Annotated in this window: 11 protein-coding genes; 6 read left to right on the forward strand and 5 right to left on the reverse strand. The window is 71.2% G+C overall.

The genetic code is table 11. The features are described 5' to 3' along the window. Nucleotides 1-2: 2 nt before the first annotated feature. Both lanKC and ACFYNU_RS20010 read right to left on the reverse strand, forming a co-directional pair. Complete coding sequence (gene lanKC / locus ACFYNU_RS20005) at nt 3-2,786, reverse strand: class III lanthionine synthetase LanKC (protein WP_356591405.1); 2,784 nt, start codon at nt 2,784-2,786, stop codon at nt 3-5. A gap of 165 nt (nt 2,787-2,951) precedes the next feature. After that, the gene (locus tag ACFYNU_RS20010; RefSeq protein ID WP_356591403.1) at nt 2,952-4,241 is read right to left on the reverse strand and encodes a hypothetical protein; all 1,290 of its coding nucleotides are present in this window, start codon (nt 4,239-4,241) and stop codon (nt 2,952-2,954) included. 297 nt (nt 4,242-4,538) lie between these two features. Here ACFYNU_RS20010 and ACFYNU_RS20015 point away from each other — a divergent pair, with 297 nt between their 5' ends. Both ACFYNU_RS20015 and ACFYNU_RS20020 read left to right on the forward strand, forming a co-directional pair. Continuing rightward, nucleotides 4,539-4,682: a hypothetical protein gene (locus tag ACFYNU_RS20015; protein WP_356591401.1), complete on the forward strand. Its 144-nt coding sequence runs from the start codon at nt 4,539-4,541 to the stop codon at nt 4,680-4,682. After that, nucleotides 4,679-5,410 (forward strand): restriction endonuclease, encoded by a 732-nt coding sequence (locus ACFYNU_RS20020; RefSeq protein ID WP_356591399.1) that lies wholly within the window; start codon nt 4,679-4,681, stop codon nt 5,408-5,410. Before ACFYNU_RS20015 ends, ACFYNU_RS20020 begins: the two co-directional genes overlap by 4 nt. 179 nt (nt 5,411-5,589) lie before the next feature. On the opposite strand, the gene ACFYNU_RS20025 is transcribed toward ACFYNU_RS20020, so the two are convergent. Continuing rightward, nucleotides 5,590-6,027: a peptidase inhibitor family I36 protein gene (locus ACFYNU_RS20025; RefSeq protein ID WP_356591397.1), complete on the reverse strand. Its 438-nt coding sequence runs from the start codon at nt 6,025-6,027 to the stop codon at nt 5,590-5,592. 173 nt (nt 6,028-6,200) lie between these two features. Between ACFYNU_RS20025 and ACFYNU_RS20030 the strand changes: the two genes are divergently transcribed. After that, on the forward strand, nt 6,201-7,094 hold the full coding sequence (locus tag ACFYNU_RS20030; RefSeq protein ID WP_356591395.1) for a helix-turn-helix transcriptional regulator: 894 nt from the start codon (nt 6,201-6,203) through the stop codon (nt 7,092-7,094). 147 nt (nt 7,095-7,241) lie between these two features. Here the strand turns inward: ACFYNU_RS20030 and ACFYNU_RS20035 are convergent, their stop codons facing one another. Both ACFYNU_RS20035 and ACFYNU_RS20040 read right to left on the reverse strand, forming a co-directional pair. Then, a complete protein-coding gene (locus tag ACFYNU_RS20035; protein WP_356591393.1) occupies nt 7,242-7,967 on the reverse strand; it encodes a dienelactone hydrolase family protein in 726 nt (241 codons plus the stop codon). 117 nt (nt 7,968-8,084) lie between these two features. Continuing rightward, complete coding sequence (locus ACFYNU_RS20040) at nt 8,085-8,672, reverse strand: chorismate pyruvate-lyase family protein (RefSeq protein WP_388766892.1); 588 nt, start codon at nt 8,670-8,672, stop codon at nt 8,085-8,087. Between the two features lie 342 nt (nt 8,673-9,014). Here ACFYNU_RS20040 and ACFYNU_RS20045 point away from each other — a divergent pair, with 342 nt between their 5' ends. The 3 genes from ACFYNU_RS20045 (at nt 9,015) to ACFYNU_RS20055 (ending at nt 14,670) form a co-directional block, all read left to right on the forward strand. Next, a complete protein-coding gene (locus tag ACFYNU_RS20045; protein WP_356591391.1) occupies nt 9,015-9,854 on the forward strand; it encodes a methyltransferase domain-containing protein in 840 nt (279 codons plus the stop codon). Between the two features lie 313 nt (nt 9,855-10,167). Then, complete coding sequence (locus ACFYNU_RS20050) at nt 10,168-13,335, forward strand: discoidin domain-containing protein (protein WP_356591389.1); 3,168 nt, start codon at nt 10,168-10,170, stop codon at nt 13,333-13,335. A 123-nt stretch (nt 13,336-13,458) separates the two neighbouring features. Further along, nucleotides 13,459-14,670 (forward strand): hypothetical protein, encoded by a 1,212-nt coding sequence (locus ACFYNU_RS20055; RefSeq protein ID WP_356591387.1) that lies wholly within the window; start codon nt 13,459-13,461, stop codon nt 14,668-14,670. Nucleotides 14,671-14,672 lie beyond the last annotated feature (2 nt).

Consider the following 14,672-nt stretch of genomic DNA (forward strand, 5'->3'; position numbering starts at 1 on the left):
GGTCACGACTCCTTGAGGAGCCGGTTCATGGGCCGCTTCTTCAGCGGCGGGAGGAACGGCAGCCGTGCGGGCTCGTCCGCGTGCGCGGCCGCGACTGCCAGCAGACAACCGGCGGTGCCGGTCGCGAGGTCCATGGAGAGCCGCATCATCTGCTCGCCGGGGAAGGCGAGTTGGCCCCGGTAGGGCAGTGCGTGCCAGGCGAGTGTGTTCAACTGCCGCGCGATGTCGGCCGGTTCGGTGCCGGGCCCGGTGGCGGACGTACGGCTGAGGTGGAGCACCATGCCGGCGGCGCCGCGGAAGAGTCCGGGCTGCGCGTAGAAGGTGGCCTGGGCCGCCCGTACGATCTCCCCGCGTGCCCGCTCGAACCGTTCGTCGGCGCGGTGGACGAGATAGTCGTCGATGACCATTCCGATGCCGACGCTGCCCGCGCCCAGGTAGGGCATGGTGCGCCAGCCCTCGTTCACCTGGAGTGTGCCGCCCGCGCTCCGTACGCAGCGGTCCAGGTCACTGCCCAGCGCCCGCGCCGCGAGGTCGAGCAGAGCCGTGTCGCCGGTGCGTTCGTACAGGCGGATGAAGAGGAGAGCGACGCCCGCACCGCCGTACAACAGTCCGGCCCGGTACGAGTCGTCGGCGACCGTCCCCGGGGGGACGGCTTCCACGGCGCGGGCGGCCAACTGCGCGCAGGCCAGGGCCGCGTCGTCCAGTCCGCTCTCGCCGGTCGCCTCGCCGAGCGCGCTGAGCGCGAGGCCCAGCCCGGCGGCGCCGCCGTGCAGATCGGCGGGCAGCTCGTCCCAGGGCTGACGGAGCGTCAACTCGGCCAGTTCCAGGGCGCGGTGCGGATGACCGAGGCGGTGCAGAGTCCAACTGAGGCCCGCCAGACCGTCGTAGAAGCCCAGCGGAGTACCGGACTCGGGCTGCTTGGTCCGCTCCAGCAGCCATTCCTCGGCGCGGGGGCACGGGTCGGCGCCGCTCTCGGCGAGCGCGTAGAGCACCCCGGCGGTGCCGTAGCCGAAGGAAAGACCGCCGCCCGCGGTGGCGAACTGGGCGATGTCGCCCGGGAAGTGGCGGTCGTCGCGCTCCGGGGTCGCGGAGGCGAGGATCGCGCGGACCATCGAGTCGCGGCTGTCCGGCCAGTCGGCGGGCTCGGCCGGCAGGTAGGAAGCGGCCGGGTCGCGGGGCTCGGCGGGGATGCTGGGCTCGGCCGGTCTGACGGACCCCGCCCGCGCGCTCGCGCCCGACCTTGCCTCGCCGCCCAGGCCCAGGCCCCGATCCTCGTCCCGGCCGAGATCCCGGCCCGGGACGCGCATGATCTCCGCCACCGCGTCGTCCAGGAAGGCACGGTCGACGGGGAACTCCCGCGCCACCACCTCCGCCAGATGCGCCGCCTTCCCCCGGTCGATCGCGAAGAGGCTGGTCAGCGGTATGAACAGGGCCAGTCGCAGACAGGCGAGGGCGTACCGGTCGACATCGAGACCGCGCCGGTCGGCGGGCGCGACGAACGCCGGGTTGGCGACGGTCTGCCGCCCGTTGTCGGCGGCGGGCGCGGCGGCCTCGAAGTCCAGCAGTACGACGGACGACTCGTCCTCGGACACCATGATGTTGAACAGATGCAGGTCGTTGAAGACGATCCCGCGTGCGTGCACCGCCTCGACGGCCTGTTCCACCAGGCCGTACACACGCAGCGCCCACGCCGTGTACTCGGCGAGCCGCTCGGCTCCGGGATCCGCGTCGATCAGCGGATGTCTGAGGGCGAAGAAGGAGTTGAGGGGCTTGCCCGCCACGAACTCCAGCACCAGGAAGTGGTGGCCGCCGACTTCGAACGTGTCGCGGACCTCCGGCGTGCAGGCGAGCCCGGACAACTGCTCCAGGGCGTACCGCTCCCGGCCGAGCCGGGTCACCGCGTCGGCGCCGTCCGCCGCCAGGCCGGCGTGCGGCCTGGCCTCCTTGAGCACCACCTTCTCGCCGGTCCTGCTGTCGCGGCCGACGTACACGCCACCGCCGTTGGAGAAGTGCAGCGCCTGCTCCACGACGTACGGCGACGCCGCGACGGTCGTGGCGGCCCGCGCCTGGAGATGGGGGAGCAGCACGTCGGGCGGGGTGATCCAGTCGGGAATCCGGAAGATCGGTCCGCGCATGTCGGGTACGAGCTTGCCGTCGGCGTTCTCGACCGCCGGGCGCAGCACGCCGTCGGCGTAGCAGTCGCGACGGGTGAAGCTGCCGTAACGCACATGGACGGGACCGGCGTTCCACCGGAGGTCGCTCAGGATGTACGGGCCGGGCTCACCGGCCAGCAACGCGTCGAGTTCCTCGGCGATCCGGCCGAACTGCTCGTCGTCCGCGGGATAGACGGTGATGAATTTCCCGCTGGCGCCGCGGTCCGCGTATTTGGCGTTCCGGGCGTGCAGCAGATATCTGCTCGGCACGAATTTGAAAGCGATATGACGGGCGACGCAGTAAGCCATGGTCCGTTCGAGAATCGACTCCGCGTTGTCCAGACAGGCGGAGACATGAATCTTCCAGCCCTGGGCGGGCAGTTCATGCTCCACCGGCCGCAGGGCCAGCCAGTCACCGCTGCGATGACGCTGCCAGCCGTCGGGTACGGGGCGGCGGGCGGCTTCGTACCACTGGCCCGTTCCGCGTAAGCCTGCGCTCGTCGCATCGGCGGAGCCGGCCGGGTCCGCCGAATTGACCGACGGGCGCTCGCTGTTGACGGAGGACGACAGGTGGTGGGGCGAGTCGTAGAAATGCCGGTCCGCGTCGCAGAACACGGCGTATCCCTTGTTCACGCACCCTCCCTCGTCGGCGACAGCGCCAACCGTGCCACGCCGCCGAGGGATGCCCATAGTCGCCGATGTCACCGAAAAACCGTGCGTTACGCACGAGTAACAGGGGTATTTCGCGGGCTTTGCCCGGTCCGGTGGTCAGCGGGTGCGGGGTTCGGGCGGGGAGGGTCAGCTGTTGTGCCCTGCCCGGCGACGGCGTACGACGAGGACCGTGCCCGCGCCCGCGACGACCGCTGCGGCAGCCGCGCACGCGATCGGGAGTGTGGAGGAGGAGCCGGTCGTAGCGAGGTTGCCGCCGGTCGTGGCCGTACCGGCACCGCCGGCCGACGACGACCCGCCCGTAGAGCCCGCCGAGCCCGCCGTGCCGGTGGATCCGCCGTTCGACCCGCCGGTCGAGCCGGAGCCTCCGTCCGAGCCGCCGCTCGCGCCTCCGGTCGTACTTCCGGTGGTACCGCCGCTCGTGCCGCCCGTCGCGCCCGACTCTCCGCCGGTGACTTCCAGCGTGATGGGGGCCGCGTCATTGGTCTTGTCGGGGTCGAACGGCAGCTTCCTGTTGCTCAACGCCACCGAGCCCTTGGCGCCCGCCACGTTCTTGTCGATCTTCACCTTGAAGGTGAAGGTCGCCGTCTCCAGGTGCTCCTGCGGGCGGGTCGTGAGGCCGCAGTTGTACGTCTTGCCCTTGGCCTTGCAGTAGAAGTCGGGCTTCACGACCGACGTTCCGGCGGGGAGCGTGACCAGGACCGAAGTCCACGGAGTCCCTGGCTTCGACCAGACCCACCCGGGGCCGGTGTTGGTGAAGGTCACCTTCATCGTCACCGTGTCGCCGGGCTTCCCCCGCAACGCCGCGCCCGTCACCTCGTAGTCGGCCGAGTTCACCGATGTGACAGGCACCCTGAACCGGTCCGCGGACCCCGTACCCCCGGTCGGTGACTCGATCAGATCGATCTCCGGTGCGGTGCCCGGAACCGGCGTGCTGTTCTCGTCCGGTTGCGGCTCGTAATCCGTGACGGTCACCCACATCTCGTCGTCGAAGGCGTGCTTCTCGGCCTTGACGGCGAACGGCTTCCGGGGCGTGTACGCGACGCCCGGCTGCACCGCCTCGTCGAACGCGCAGATCGCGATCCACCGCTCGGGCATCTCGTCGTACGCACCGACGTACTGCTTCTGGCAGTTGGAGGGAACCTCCGGGAAGGCGAGACCTCGAGTGGCGGTGTACTTGATCCACAGCTTGTCGACGGTGGTGCTGCCGTTGTTCACGACGGTGACCGGCAGATCGACCGGGCTGCCCGGTTTCACTCCGGTGATCGGCTTGATGTCTCCGAGGGCGAGGGAGGGCGGCGGCTCGTCGCCCATGGCGGCGGGAGCGGTGCCCAGCGCGATCAGCCCGGCGGCGCCGAGGGTGGCGGCGGTGGAACGGGAGGTGCGGGAGGTGCGGCGTCGGTACGGCGGGGTCGGCATGGACGGAATCCTCTGTCGGGACAGTGATGAACGGAAGGCGTCTTGCAGGAGAACAGCCGCCTGTAACCGCTAGACACCTGCCGGCCCCGAACAGTTGCACGTGTCGTGCCGCGCCGTGCCGTGCTGGATCTGGTCGGCGCGGCTGTGGTTGATCCAGCCGCCAGGTGCTCACTTTGCGTCAACCTCGGGTAACTCGCAGGTGAGGGCGGGGGGTTCGGTCTACAAAGTGAAGCCGGGGGTGCCCGCCGAGCGGACGGGCTGCCGGACTGTGTCCGACGGGGCAGGGGAGGCAAACGGATGCCGACGTTCAACGTGATTCTGCGGCAGCGGGTACGGCTGTGGGTTCGGCCGGGCCCGCCGCTCGCCCCCACACCGTTCGGCCGGGAGATCACCGGCATCCTGGAGGAACTCGCGAGCAGCATCACGCGGGCGAGCCGATGAGTCCCCGCGCGCGCAGGGTCCGGGCAGCGTCGACCAGGCGTCCGCCGGCGCGGCGTCGCCCCCGCAGGCCGGGCGGACGGCGGCAACGCGGGGACGACCGGCTGATCGGTCTCCTCGTGGTCGCGGCCCTGGTCATCGGCCTCGTGGTGACGGCCGTCAACTGGCTGCTCGTTCACTGGTGGGTCCTGATCGTCATCGGCGGGCTGCTGGCCCTGGCCGGCGTCGGCCGGCTCTACCAGAAGCAGCAGGCGGCTCGCTGGGAGGCGGTACGCGTTCGGGGCCTGCGCTACGGGCTCGCCCAGTTGGATGGCCTGCACCACTCCCAGTTCGAGGACGCGGTAAGGGAACTGATGCGCCGTGACGGTTGCCCGGACGCGGTCCGTGTCGGGGGCCGCGGAGACCTGGGGGCCGACGTGAAGGCCACCGACCCGTACGGGCGGCGTTGGGTGATCCAGTGCAAACACCGGCGCGACGGTCTCGCCGGATCGGCCGTGGGCACGCCGGACCTCCAGGTCCTCAACGGCACCGCCCGCCAGATCCACGGCGCCGACGTCGCGGTGATCGTGACGAACGGAAGAGTCACCGCTCCGGCCGTCACCTTCGCCGGACAGCAGCGCCTGCACGTCGTCGACCGCCACACCCTCGCGGCATGGGCGTCCGGCTCACGTCCCCTGTGGGAACTGCTCCGGGCCGTCCCGCCGCCCCGCAGACCCACCACCCGCTCCTGAACGGCCCCGTACCGAACCGCCCCGCACCGACGCCCCCGCACCGAACGGCCCCGCATCGAACCGCCTTGTTCCGCCGGGCGTTTCGAGGCTCGCGCAACCGATGCACGCCGAACGCCCACCCCTCCGAGGGGCGGGCGTTCGGCGTGCATCGGTCCACGTTCCGTCGACCCGAATCCGACTCAGCGTCCGACGCCCGCACAGGGGCCGTCCACCCATTGGTGGGACTTCAGCTTGTAGGTGCCCGCCAGGTCGCCCCGCTTGCCTTGGAGGGTGCAGCCCTTGCGGTCCTTCTCCACCATGTTGTTCCACTGGTAGTACGCGACCCCGGTGAAGTTGGGGCTGGTGCCGTTGTTCCACACGGATTTCACGTTGGTCGTCTGGGACCAGGAGCAGACGAGGGGGGCCTGGGTCCAGTCACGGTCGGCCACCGGGAAGGTGCACTTGCTGCCGGTGCCGTCGAAGCCGGTGTAGAAGCAGACGTTCCCCTCGGCGCAGGCACCCCATGCGGTGGGAGCGGCTGCGGCCGGCGCGGAGGGTACGAAGGCGCCGAGTGCCGCGGTACTGACGGCGACTGTTCCCAGGACGGTGGCCCGCACGATCTTCTTGATCGCATACATGAGTTGTCCCCTTTGGTCGGTGCGGTGGGTTCAGTCGAACTCTCGCCTGACTGCCGGTGCTCCAGGCAGGGCCCCGACAGAACCCTTGACGCGCCGCGAAGAGAGCGATAGCGCCACAACGTGGCCGACGGGGACCCTGTGCGGCACATCCCGCCTCACCCACACTCAAGGCCATGGACCGACGTACCGAACTGACCGCGTTCCTGCGCTCACGCCGGGGCCGGATCAGCCCCCAGCAAGCGGGACTTCACCCCCACGGCGCGGGTCGGCGGCGCGTTCCCGGGCTCAGGCGCGAGGAGGTCGCCCAACTCGCCGGTGTCAGCCACGACTACTACCTCCGCTTCGAGCAGGGCCGTAAGGACGGCGTCTCCGACTCCGTGCTGGACGCCGTCGCCCGCACGCTGCGCCTGACAGAGGTGGAACGCCGGTACCTCTATCTGCTGGCCCGCCCCGACACGCGCCGCGCGGCCGGCACATCCAGCCCCGGTCCCGGCGGCGCCGGCAGCCCGGTGGTGCTACGGCCCGGTCTGCAACTGCTCCTCAACTCCCTCACCGGCACGCCCGCCTACGTCATCGGACGGCGCGGCGACATCCTCGCCAGCAACCCGATCGCCGAGGAGATCTTCTTCCACCCCCTGCCGGCCCACCGGCGCAACATGCCCCGCCTCGTCTTCCAGCACCCCCACGGCCCCGCCGCCTACCGGGACTGGGCCACCAAGGCCCATGACGTCGTCGCTTTCCTCCGTCTCGACGCCGCACGCCACCCCCACGACCCGCAGCTCGCCACACTGATCAGGGAACTCTCCGCGCACCCCGAGTTCCACCGGCTCTGGCAGAAGGTCCATCCGGTCAGCGACAAGGACATCGGTGCCTACCGGCTGCACCATCCCTCGGCCGGTGAGTTCACTCTCGCCTTCCAGGCACTACGCCTGCCCGAGGACCCCGACCAGACCCTGATCGCCTACACCGTCGACCCGGCATCCCCCGCCCAGGCGGCTCTGGCCGCGATCGCACGCCACACCCCGGCTGTCCGGACCCACCGGCCGACCGCGTCATCCGCGCCGTGATCGACCTCGGGCGCGACGCACCCCGCGTGTGACCGCCTGACCCGTGACATCGACTTCCTCGGCCGGCCCGCCTTACGGCCGCCGCCGGCACGAGCGCCGCGTCACCGAAATGGCCGCGGTGTCGAGCGATGTGCCGCGGGCGCGCGCTCAGTCCGTTACGGGCAGGCACTCGGTGAGCAGGTCGATGATGTCGCGCCAGGCGCGCTGCGCGTGCTGGGGGTGGTGGCCGACGCCGGGGACCGTGGGGTGGTCGACGGGCGGGTGGTGGAAGGCATGCAAGGCGCCGCCGTAGACCACGAGGCGCCAGTCGACGCCCGCGGTCTGCATCTCGGCGGTGAACGCGTCCCGTTGCGCCGGCGGCATGATCGGGTCCTCCGACCCGACCCCGGCCCACACCGGGCAGCGGATGCGCGCCGTCTCGCCCGGTCGGCCCGTGGTCAGTGCGTTGACTGTGCCGATCGCGCGCAGGTCGACGCCGTCGCGCCCGAGTTCCAGCCCGATGGCGCCGCCGGTGCCGTAGCCGACGGTGGCGATCCGGTCGGGGTCGGTCCGCGGTTCGGCGCGCAACACGTCGAGCGCCGCGTGGCCGATGCCCCGCATCCGGTCGGGGTCGGCGAGCAGCGGCAGGCAACGGGCCAGCATCTCCTCGGGGTTGCCCAGATAGCGCCCGCCGTGAAGGTCGAAGGCCAGCGCCACGTATCCCAGTTCGGCGAGCGCGTCGGCCCGGCGGCGCTCGACGTCACTGAGCCCCGGGCCCTCGGGTCCGAGCAGCACCGAGGGCCGACGACCGACGCCGGCCGGGAGCGCGAGGTGCCCGATCATCGTCAGGCCGTCGGCCTCGTACTCGACCGTGCGCGTTGTAATCGTCGTCATGGGACTGGACCGTAGTGATCGTCAAGGCCCGGTCGGACGGTTTTTCTCCGCAGGCAGAACAGCCCGGGAGCAACGCAGCGCCGGCGCGAACCCCGAGCGCGGAGCCGGGCGGTGACGTCACACTTCCGGGTCCTCGGGCAGTTCCCTCACACGTACGGACACGTCGACGACGGCGGGATTGAACAACTCACGGATGTACAGAAGCGGCCGGCCGTCACTGTCGAGGGTGTAGGTCTTGACCGCGCACGGGGTGCCGTCCGGCCACATGGCGCGGCCGACGTGCACGATGCGCCTGCGCAGGACCACTTCCGCCTCGGCGAGCGTGAATCCGATCGGTTGAGAAGGGTCGGTGACCGCCTTGTCGACGCGCGGGTCCACTCCTGAACGGGCCACGACCGTGTTCTCCGACACCGTTTGTCCCGTGACCGTCAGCAGGCGGGACCGCCGCAGAAGGCAGTGGTCGCCGATGTCCGGGCGCAGGGCTTCGTCGATCCCGGGCGGGAGGGCCGCCGGCCTGACGGTTCGTACGCCCTCTGCCCGCGCCCGCAGCGGGCCGTGCACGAGTGCCTGGAGAAGCGGGGTGGTCATGCCATCGCCGCTCAGCAGTATGCGTGTTGCCGCGGAGGAGAAGACCATCGCGGCAGGATTCGGGCCGCGCGGCGCCGACTTGGTTCCAGGCTGGAGGGTGGGGGAAGACACGAACATCCTCGGTCCGATCGACAGCGGAAATCGGCAGTGCTTGGCAGGGCGTCGGTAGTGCGTCGGTAGTGCGAAAGCGGGTGGCAACGATCCCGCGCGCCGGCCGGGCCGGTCCGATCGTCACCGACCACGGGCTTGCCCCGGCGGGGCGCCGGTGCGGTCGGAGTCGCCGGGAGTATCGAAGACCCCGTCCGCGCCCACTCGGAAGTGCCCTGCGTGGAAGGGTGCGCGGGCCCCTTCCCGCAGTCGCGCTTGCCAGAGTGTCCGCCACCAGGATACTGCTATCCGTGACGAGATGATCACCATGAGTTGCGCGGCCATGGCCGCGCGAGGCGAATCGAGGACCATGTGAGCAACGCACCGGCCGTCGTACGCGACGCGGATTCTCCGGCGGCTGCCGACTATCTGCTCGGGTCCTCCTGTGCCGAGCGGGAGCGTCTACTCGCCCAGTGCGAACTCCTGCGATCGGCCGCCGCCACGTTTCTGGACGCGATTCCCCTGCCGCCGGACGCGGACGCACTGGACCTCGGCTGCGGCCCCCTGGGCATCCTCGACCTTCTCAGCGAACGAGTCGGCCCCACCGGATCGGTCACCGGCCTCGACACCGACAAGCGAATGGTCGACTGGGCCCGCGAGTCCGTCTCCCAGCTCACCCTGGCCAACGTGGAGGTCCGCCACGAAGCCCTGCCGCCCGCCGCCGACGCGCGTGGTCGGTACGACCTGGCCCACTGCCGGCTGCTGCTGATCAACTCGACCGGCCCCCGCGAGATTCTGGGCTCCATGGCCGCCGTTGTCAGGCCCGGCGGATGGGTCGCGGTGCAGGAGTTCGACTGGGCGACCTGGCAGTGCGACCCGCCCCACCCCGCGTGGAGCCGCCTCAAGGACCTGCTCGCCGGGGTCTTCGGAGGCGACGTCCACATCGGCGCCCGGCTGCCCGGCCTCCTGCGCGAAGCCGGCCTCACGGACGTCCGGGCCACCGCCCACACCTACTACTGGCATCCGGGCGACCGCTACCAGACGCTGCTCCTCTCCTTCGCCCACCTCTTCCGCGACCGCCTCCTGCGCCACACCCCGCTCACCGGCGACGAGTTCGACTCCCTCACCAGCACACTCCGCGACCACCTCGACAAGCCCCACACCACAGTCCGCGAAAGCCTCCTCGTGCAGGCAAGGGCACGCAAAGCCTGACTCCGGGCCGGTCATCACCACCAACGTTCCGCGCTCGGGTTCGACCGGGCGTCGGCGCTCCAGCGCCCCACCGCCCCTGTCCGAAGCGGGCCCACCTCCACGAAAGGTGCCTGATCAACCCGGCCCCGGGGGACCGCACTGCGCGTACGTCCCGCCGTGGAGCCACGCGCCGACGGCGGGCCCGGTGTCCGCCCGGTGTCCGCTCCTCCGCCATGGATGCGCGCCCAGGGTCTTGACGGTTCCGACTTCGCGAACCAAGAATGAACGCGCTTTGACAACGTTGTCTTAGGTCGATCCCAGGAGGCGCATCCGCGTGAATCACCACCCGGCAGAGCTGAGCAGACGCCGATTCGCCCAACTGGCGGGCCTGACCGTGGCGTTGACGACCGCGTCGTCCCTCGGCGTCTCGTCGGCCGTCGCCGACGGTCGGCCGACCGCGCACCGCCCGGCCGCACCCGACGGCGTCGCCGATGTCTACTACCGGGCGCTGCTCACCCACACCCGCTGGTCCGAGACCCAGTGGGACGCGGCCAAGGGGTACTACACCGCCAAGGACTTCGGCTTCGCCGTCGTCCTCGGCAACGCGCTGCTGCTCACCCGTGGGACGTACGACGCCGAGCTGGCCGGCGTCGAGGAGAAGACCCTGCTCTCCCGCACCCTCGACACCATCAAGCACTTCGCGGCCTCGAACCGCCTTGCCGGTGGCACCGAATGGGGCCGCACGCTCTTCTTCGACACCACCTTCCAGCTCTACTTCGTCCTCGCGGCGCGCCTTCTCTGGGACCGGTTGGACAGTGCGACGCGCGACAACGTGGACACGATCGTGCGGGCGCAGGCCGACCACACCACCGGTCTGGGTACGGGCAACGACCCCGCGTCGGGCGGCTGGACGCCGAACGGTCTCACCGGCGGTTTCGTGGGCGACACGAAGCTGGAGGAGATGGGTGTCTACGCGCAGTCGCTGGCCCCCGGTCTCGCGTGGGCGCCCGACAACGCCAAGTACCAGCAGTGGAAGGACGCCTTCGGCCGCTGGAGCCGTAACGAGGCCGGACTGCCGGCCGCCGACCGCGCCAACCCGGCCCTGGTCGACGGCGTCCCCGTCAGCGAAAACACCGCGCAGAATCTGTACGACACCTTCATCGTCGAGAACCACGGCTCGTTCGGCCCGCACTACCAGTCCGAGCTGTGGCGTACGTCCGGGCGCAACGCCGCGCACTTCGTCACCGCGGGCCGGCCGATGCCCGAGGTCCTGACCTCCCAGCCGAACGCCGGACCTCTCTGGGAGACCCTCCTCCTGGTGATGAGCGACTCGGGTGAGCCGCTGATGCCGATGGTCAACGACCGCGAGCACCTCTACGGACGCGACGTCATCCCCATCGCGTTTCTCGCCCAGGTGCTGGGAGACCGGGCAGCCGCCCGCGCCGAGACCGCGCTGGCCGAACGCCTGGCGGCCTACCAGGCGTACCCGCCGGTCAACCGTCTGACCAAGTTCTCCGGGGAACCGAAGTACGAGCCGGAGGCCCGCGCCGAGATAGCCGTCAGCTATCTGCTGCACGAGTGGCGGGCCGCGCAGGGCAAGGCCGTTCGCCCTCTCTCGGAGCGGGAGCTGTTCGAACGGGCCAGCGGCGTCAAGGACTTCGGCACCGCGCCCGGTCTTGTCGCGCACCAGTCCCCGGCGGCGTGGGCCGCGGCCGTCAGCAAGCCCGGCTTCGTCAAGTTCGCCTGGCAGCCCGCCCATGACGACTGGCTGTTCGCCGTCAGCGGTGCCACGCCGATGTTCCTTCCCGCGACCTCGGCCAAGCCCGTCTCCCGTTCCGTCGCCACGTACACCGAACTCCGTGACGGCTTCGACGGCAGCGCCACGCTCTTCACGCTGCCCACGGGATTCGCCGGGTTCACCACCCTCCCCTCCGGTGACGTCGTCTACGCGACGAGCGGCGTCGCCGCCGGCGAGGGCCGTCTCGAAGTGCACAACTTCACCATGCCGGGCGTGCCGGGCCTCGACGGCGGCCGTACGTACACCGCCGCCGAGGGGGCGGTCACCGTCGCCGCCAAGGACAGCGGCTCCACGCCCCCGGCGCCTGGTGGGCGCACCGACGACACCACCTTCGCCAAGGTGTCCTACCGCTATCTGCGGATGCAGGGGATCACCCCGGACCCGCGCTACGGCTACTCCCTGTACGCGATCGAGGTCCGCGACGGCGCGGAGGGAGCGGACCTCGCCCGGGGTGCGACGGCGACCGCCTCGTCCTCCGACACGGGTAAGGGCGCCGCCCTGGCCGTCGACGGCGACCTCGCGACGCGCTGGGCGGTCTCCGTCGCCGAGCGCGTCCGCGCGGACAGCAGAATCACCGTCGACCTCGGACAGGCACGGGAGTTCGACCGTGTCACCCTGCGCTGGGAGTCCGCCGCCGGACGCGGGTACGCGCTCCAGGGCTCGGCCGACGGCGAGACCTGGACGGATCTGGCGCGCTACCCGGAGGCCGACCTCACCAGCACCGGCGGTTGGGTCTCGGTCGACGGGCGCGCGGGTCTCGTCGTACGCGGGGCCAAGAACGCGCTGGCCGTCTACGGCGACAGCCTCATCCTCTCCGACGGGCCCGCCGAGGCCGTCGTCGTGGAGGGTTACGCCGACGGCGCCCCGTCCGAGGTGAAGGCGGCGGCGGGGCGCGAGGCACCTCGTTCGGGACATCCGGACGTACGTGCCAGCACCGCGGGAGGCCACCTCAGCCTCTTCAACCTGTCGGCCGCCGCCGTCACCACCACGGTGTCCCTGCCGCAGGACACACGCTCGGTGCGGCTGTACGCCGGTACGCAGACGGTCACGGCCGACGGCACCGACTACCGTGTCGAACTCCCCGCCGCGCACGCGGAGTTGGCGCCCGGTCGGTTCGTCCTGCGGCCGGACGGAGGCGGGCGTGTGCCCGCCGGAGTGCGCGCCGAGGTGCTGGACGCGGCGACGCTCCGGCTGACCGGGCCCAACTGCCGTCTGGTGGTCACCCCTTCGGGCGGCCGGGCGATACGTGTCAGCGTGCGCCGTGGGCGTACCGAGCAGGTGACCGTACGCGGGGCCAACGCCTACCCGCTCGCCGACGTGGCGCTCGGCCGGACGACCTTCCCGACGGCGCCGCTCCCCGCCGGCATGTCCGACCCGGCGACCGCGGTCGACGGCGACCCGCACACCTCCTGGAGCCCGGGGGCCGACGGCCGTATGGTCGTCGATCTCGGGGCGCCGACGGCGATCGGCGAGATCCGGATCTCCTGGACGGGCGGACGTACGCCGTCGGCGGAGGCCGAGTTCAGCGCGGACGGCCTGTCGTACGACCCCGCCGGTACGTTCCGCACCAAGGGCCGGGTCGCGACGCTCAGCGCGAAGGGCACGGCCCGCTACGTCGCCCTGCGGATTCGGGGCCGGGGCCGTAACGACGCACGTGTGGTGGCACTTTCCGTGCTCCCCGCCAAGGAGGTGTCCCACAGGTAAGCGCCCTTAGCGCGCCCGGCGCGCCGACGACGGTCACGGCCACGGAACCTCGCCGTGGCCGTCGTTCGGCACCATGACCCAGGCGGTCGTCGGCGGCCGAAAGCCAGGCCCTACTCTTGCCGGATGCGTATCGGGGGCATCGGGGAAAGCGGTAGTGACGGCGGCGAGGGCGGCGACGCGGAGAGTTCCGCCGGGCGGCCGGGGCTCCGTGGGCGGTTGCGCCGGGCGGGGAAGTATCAACTCCTCGCGCTGGGAACGGCGTTCGTGGTGCTGGTGGCCGCCGTCGCCGTCGTGGTGGCCGTCACCGGTGACGAGGACGGCGAGAAGTGCCACGAGGTGCCGGCGTCGGTGCGGGCACTCGCCGACGATCCCGCCGCGGCCACGAAGGCACTGGATCCCGGGGACGACCTCGACGCGATCTCGTCCGCGACGCGCCTGCTGGCGCACGACGAGGTGTGCGGTGACGGGGCCCGCGCGCTCGGCCGTGTCGTCGACGCGGGCACCCGCGCCGCGGGACCCGGCAAGCCGCACACCGCGGCGCAGGCCCGTAGCGCCTACGCGGTGGCCGCGGTCCTGAGCGGCCAGGAGATTCCGGCGGGACTGGCGCCGGGTGTGGCGCGGATGCTGGCCGAGTATGTGGTGGACGTCGGACGGGACGACGGCTTCGGCGGGAATGACGCGACCAGTCCGGTGGCCCTGCCCAACGAGGCCCTGCCCGACAAGAACGGCTTCACGGAACTCGGCCGCTTCCTCGCGCCCGGCGAGGTTCACACCAGATTCGAGTACGACGACTTCGACGCGGACACGGACATGAGGTCCCTGGTGGCCGAACTCACTGAGGACCCGGAGGCGTTCGCCGTTCTCTACGACGCCGAACGCGCCAATCTGGCCGCCTATCTGGAGCGGTTGACCGATGAGGGCGGCGACCCCGACTTCCGACCTTCCTCGGCCGACCGCGAGGCGGGTCCGACGATCTGGCCGGACAACGATCTCCAGGATCTGGCGGGCCAGGTGGGCACCCTGATGAAGCACCGCGCCAACCACACCAGGGACGGCACGATCTCCGACCTCGACGCCTTCGACCGGTCCGTGCGCCGGCACACCCGGGGCACCTTCCGCCCGGCTGAGCGGCAGCTGAAGACCCGCCTCCCGGTGGGCGACATAGCGGACCGGCCGGCGGCCGGCCCCGTGCGGGGCGATCTGATGGACGGTCGAGAGCAGATGTTCACCGTGCTGGACCGGTGGGCGGAGCAGCGCGACGTACCGGACCGACGGGCAGCCGCCATGCGGCAGTTGATGGACGACTTCTACGTACGGGGGCTGTGGCTCAGGTAGTT

Source organism: Streptomyces sp. NPDC006643, assembly GCF_042870175.1.
GTDB lineage: Bacteria > Actinomycetota > Actinomycetes > Streptomycetales > Streptomycetaceae > Streptomyces.

Excerpts from the sequence above, each read along its gene's own strand:
- ACFYNU_RS20010 (WP_356591403.1), bottom strand. The coding sequence starts at position 4,241 with ATGCCGACCCCGCCGTACCGACGCCGCACCTCCCGCACCTCCCGTTCC.
- ACFYNU_RS20015 (WP_356591401.1), top strand. The coding sequence starts at position 4,539 with ATGCCGACGTTCAACGTGATTCTGCGGCAGCGGGTACGGCTGTGGGTT.
- ACFYNU_RS20020 (WP_356591399.1), top strand. The coding sequence starts at position 4,679 with ATGAGTCCCCGCGCGCGCAGGGTCCGGGCAGCGTCGACCAGGCGTCCG.
- ACFYNU_RS20025 (WP_356591397.1), bottom strand. The coding sequence starts at position 6,027 with ATGTATGCGATCAAGAAGATCGTGCGGGCCACCGTCCTGGGAACAGTC.
- ACFYNU_RS20030 (WP_356591395.1), top strand. The coding sequence starts at position 6,201 with ATGGACCGACGTACCGAACTGACCGCGTTCCTGCGCTCACGCCGGGGC.
- ACFYNU_RS20035 (WP_356591393.1), bottom strand. The coding sequence starts at position 7,967 with ATGACGACGATTACAACGCGCACGGTCGAGTACGAGGCCGACGGCCTG.
- ACFYNU_RS20040 (WP_388766892.1), bottom strand. The coding sequence starts at position 8,672 with ATGTTCGTGTCTTCCCCCACCCTCCAGCCTGGAACCAAGTCGGCGCCG.
- ACFYNU_RS20055 (WP_356591387.1), top strand. The coding sequence starts at position 13,459 with ATGCGTATCGGGGGCATCGGGGAAAGCGGTAGTGACGGCGGCGAGGGC.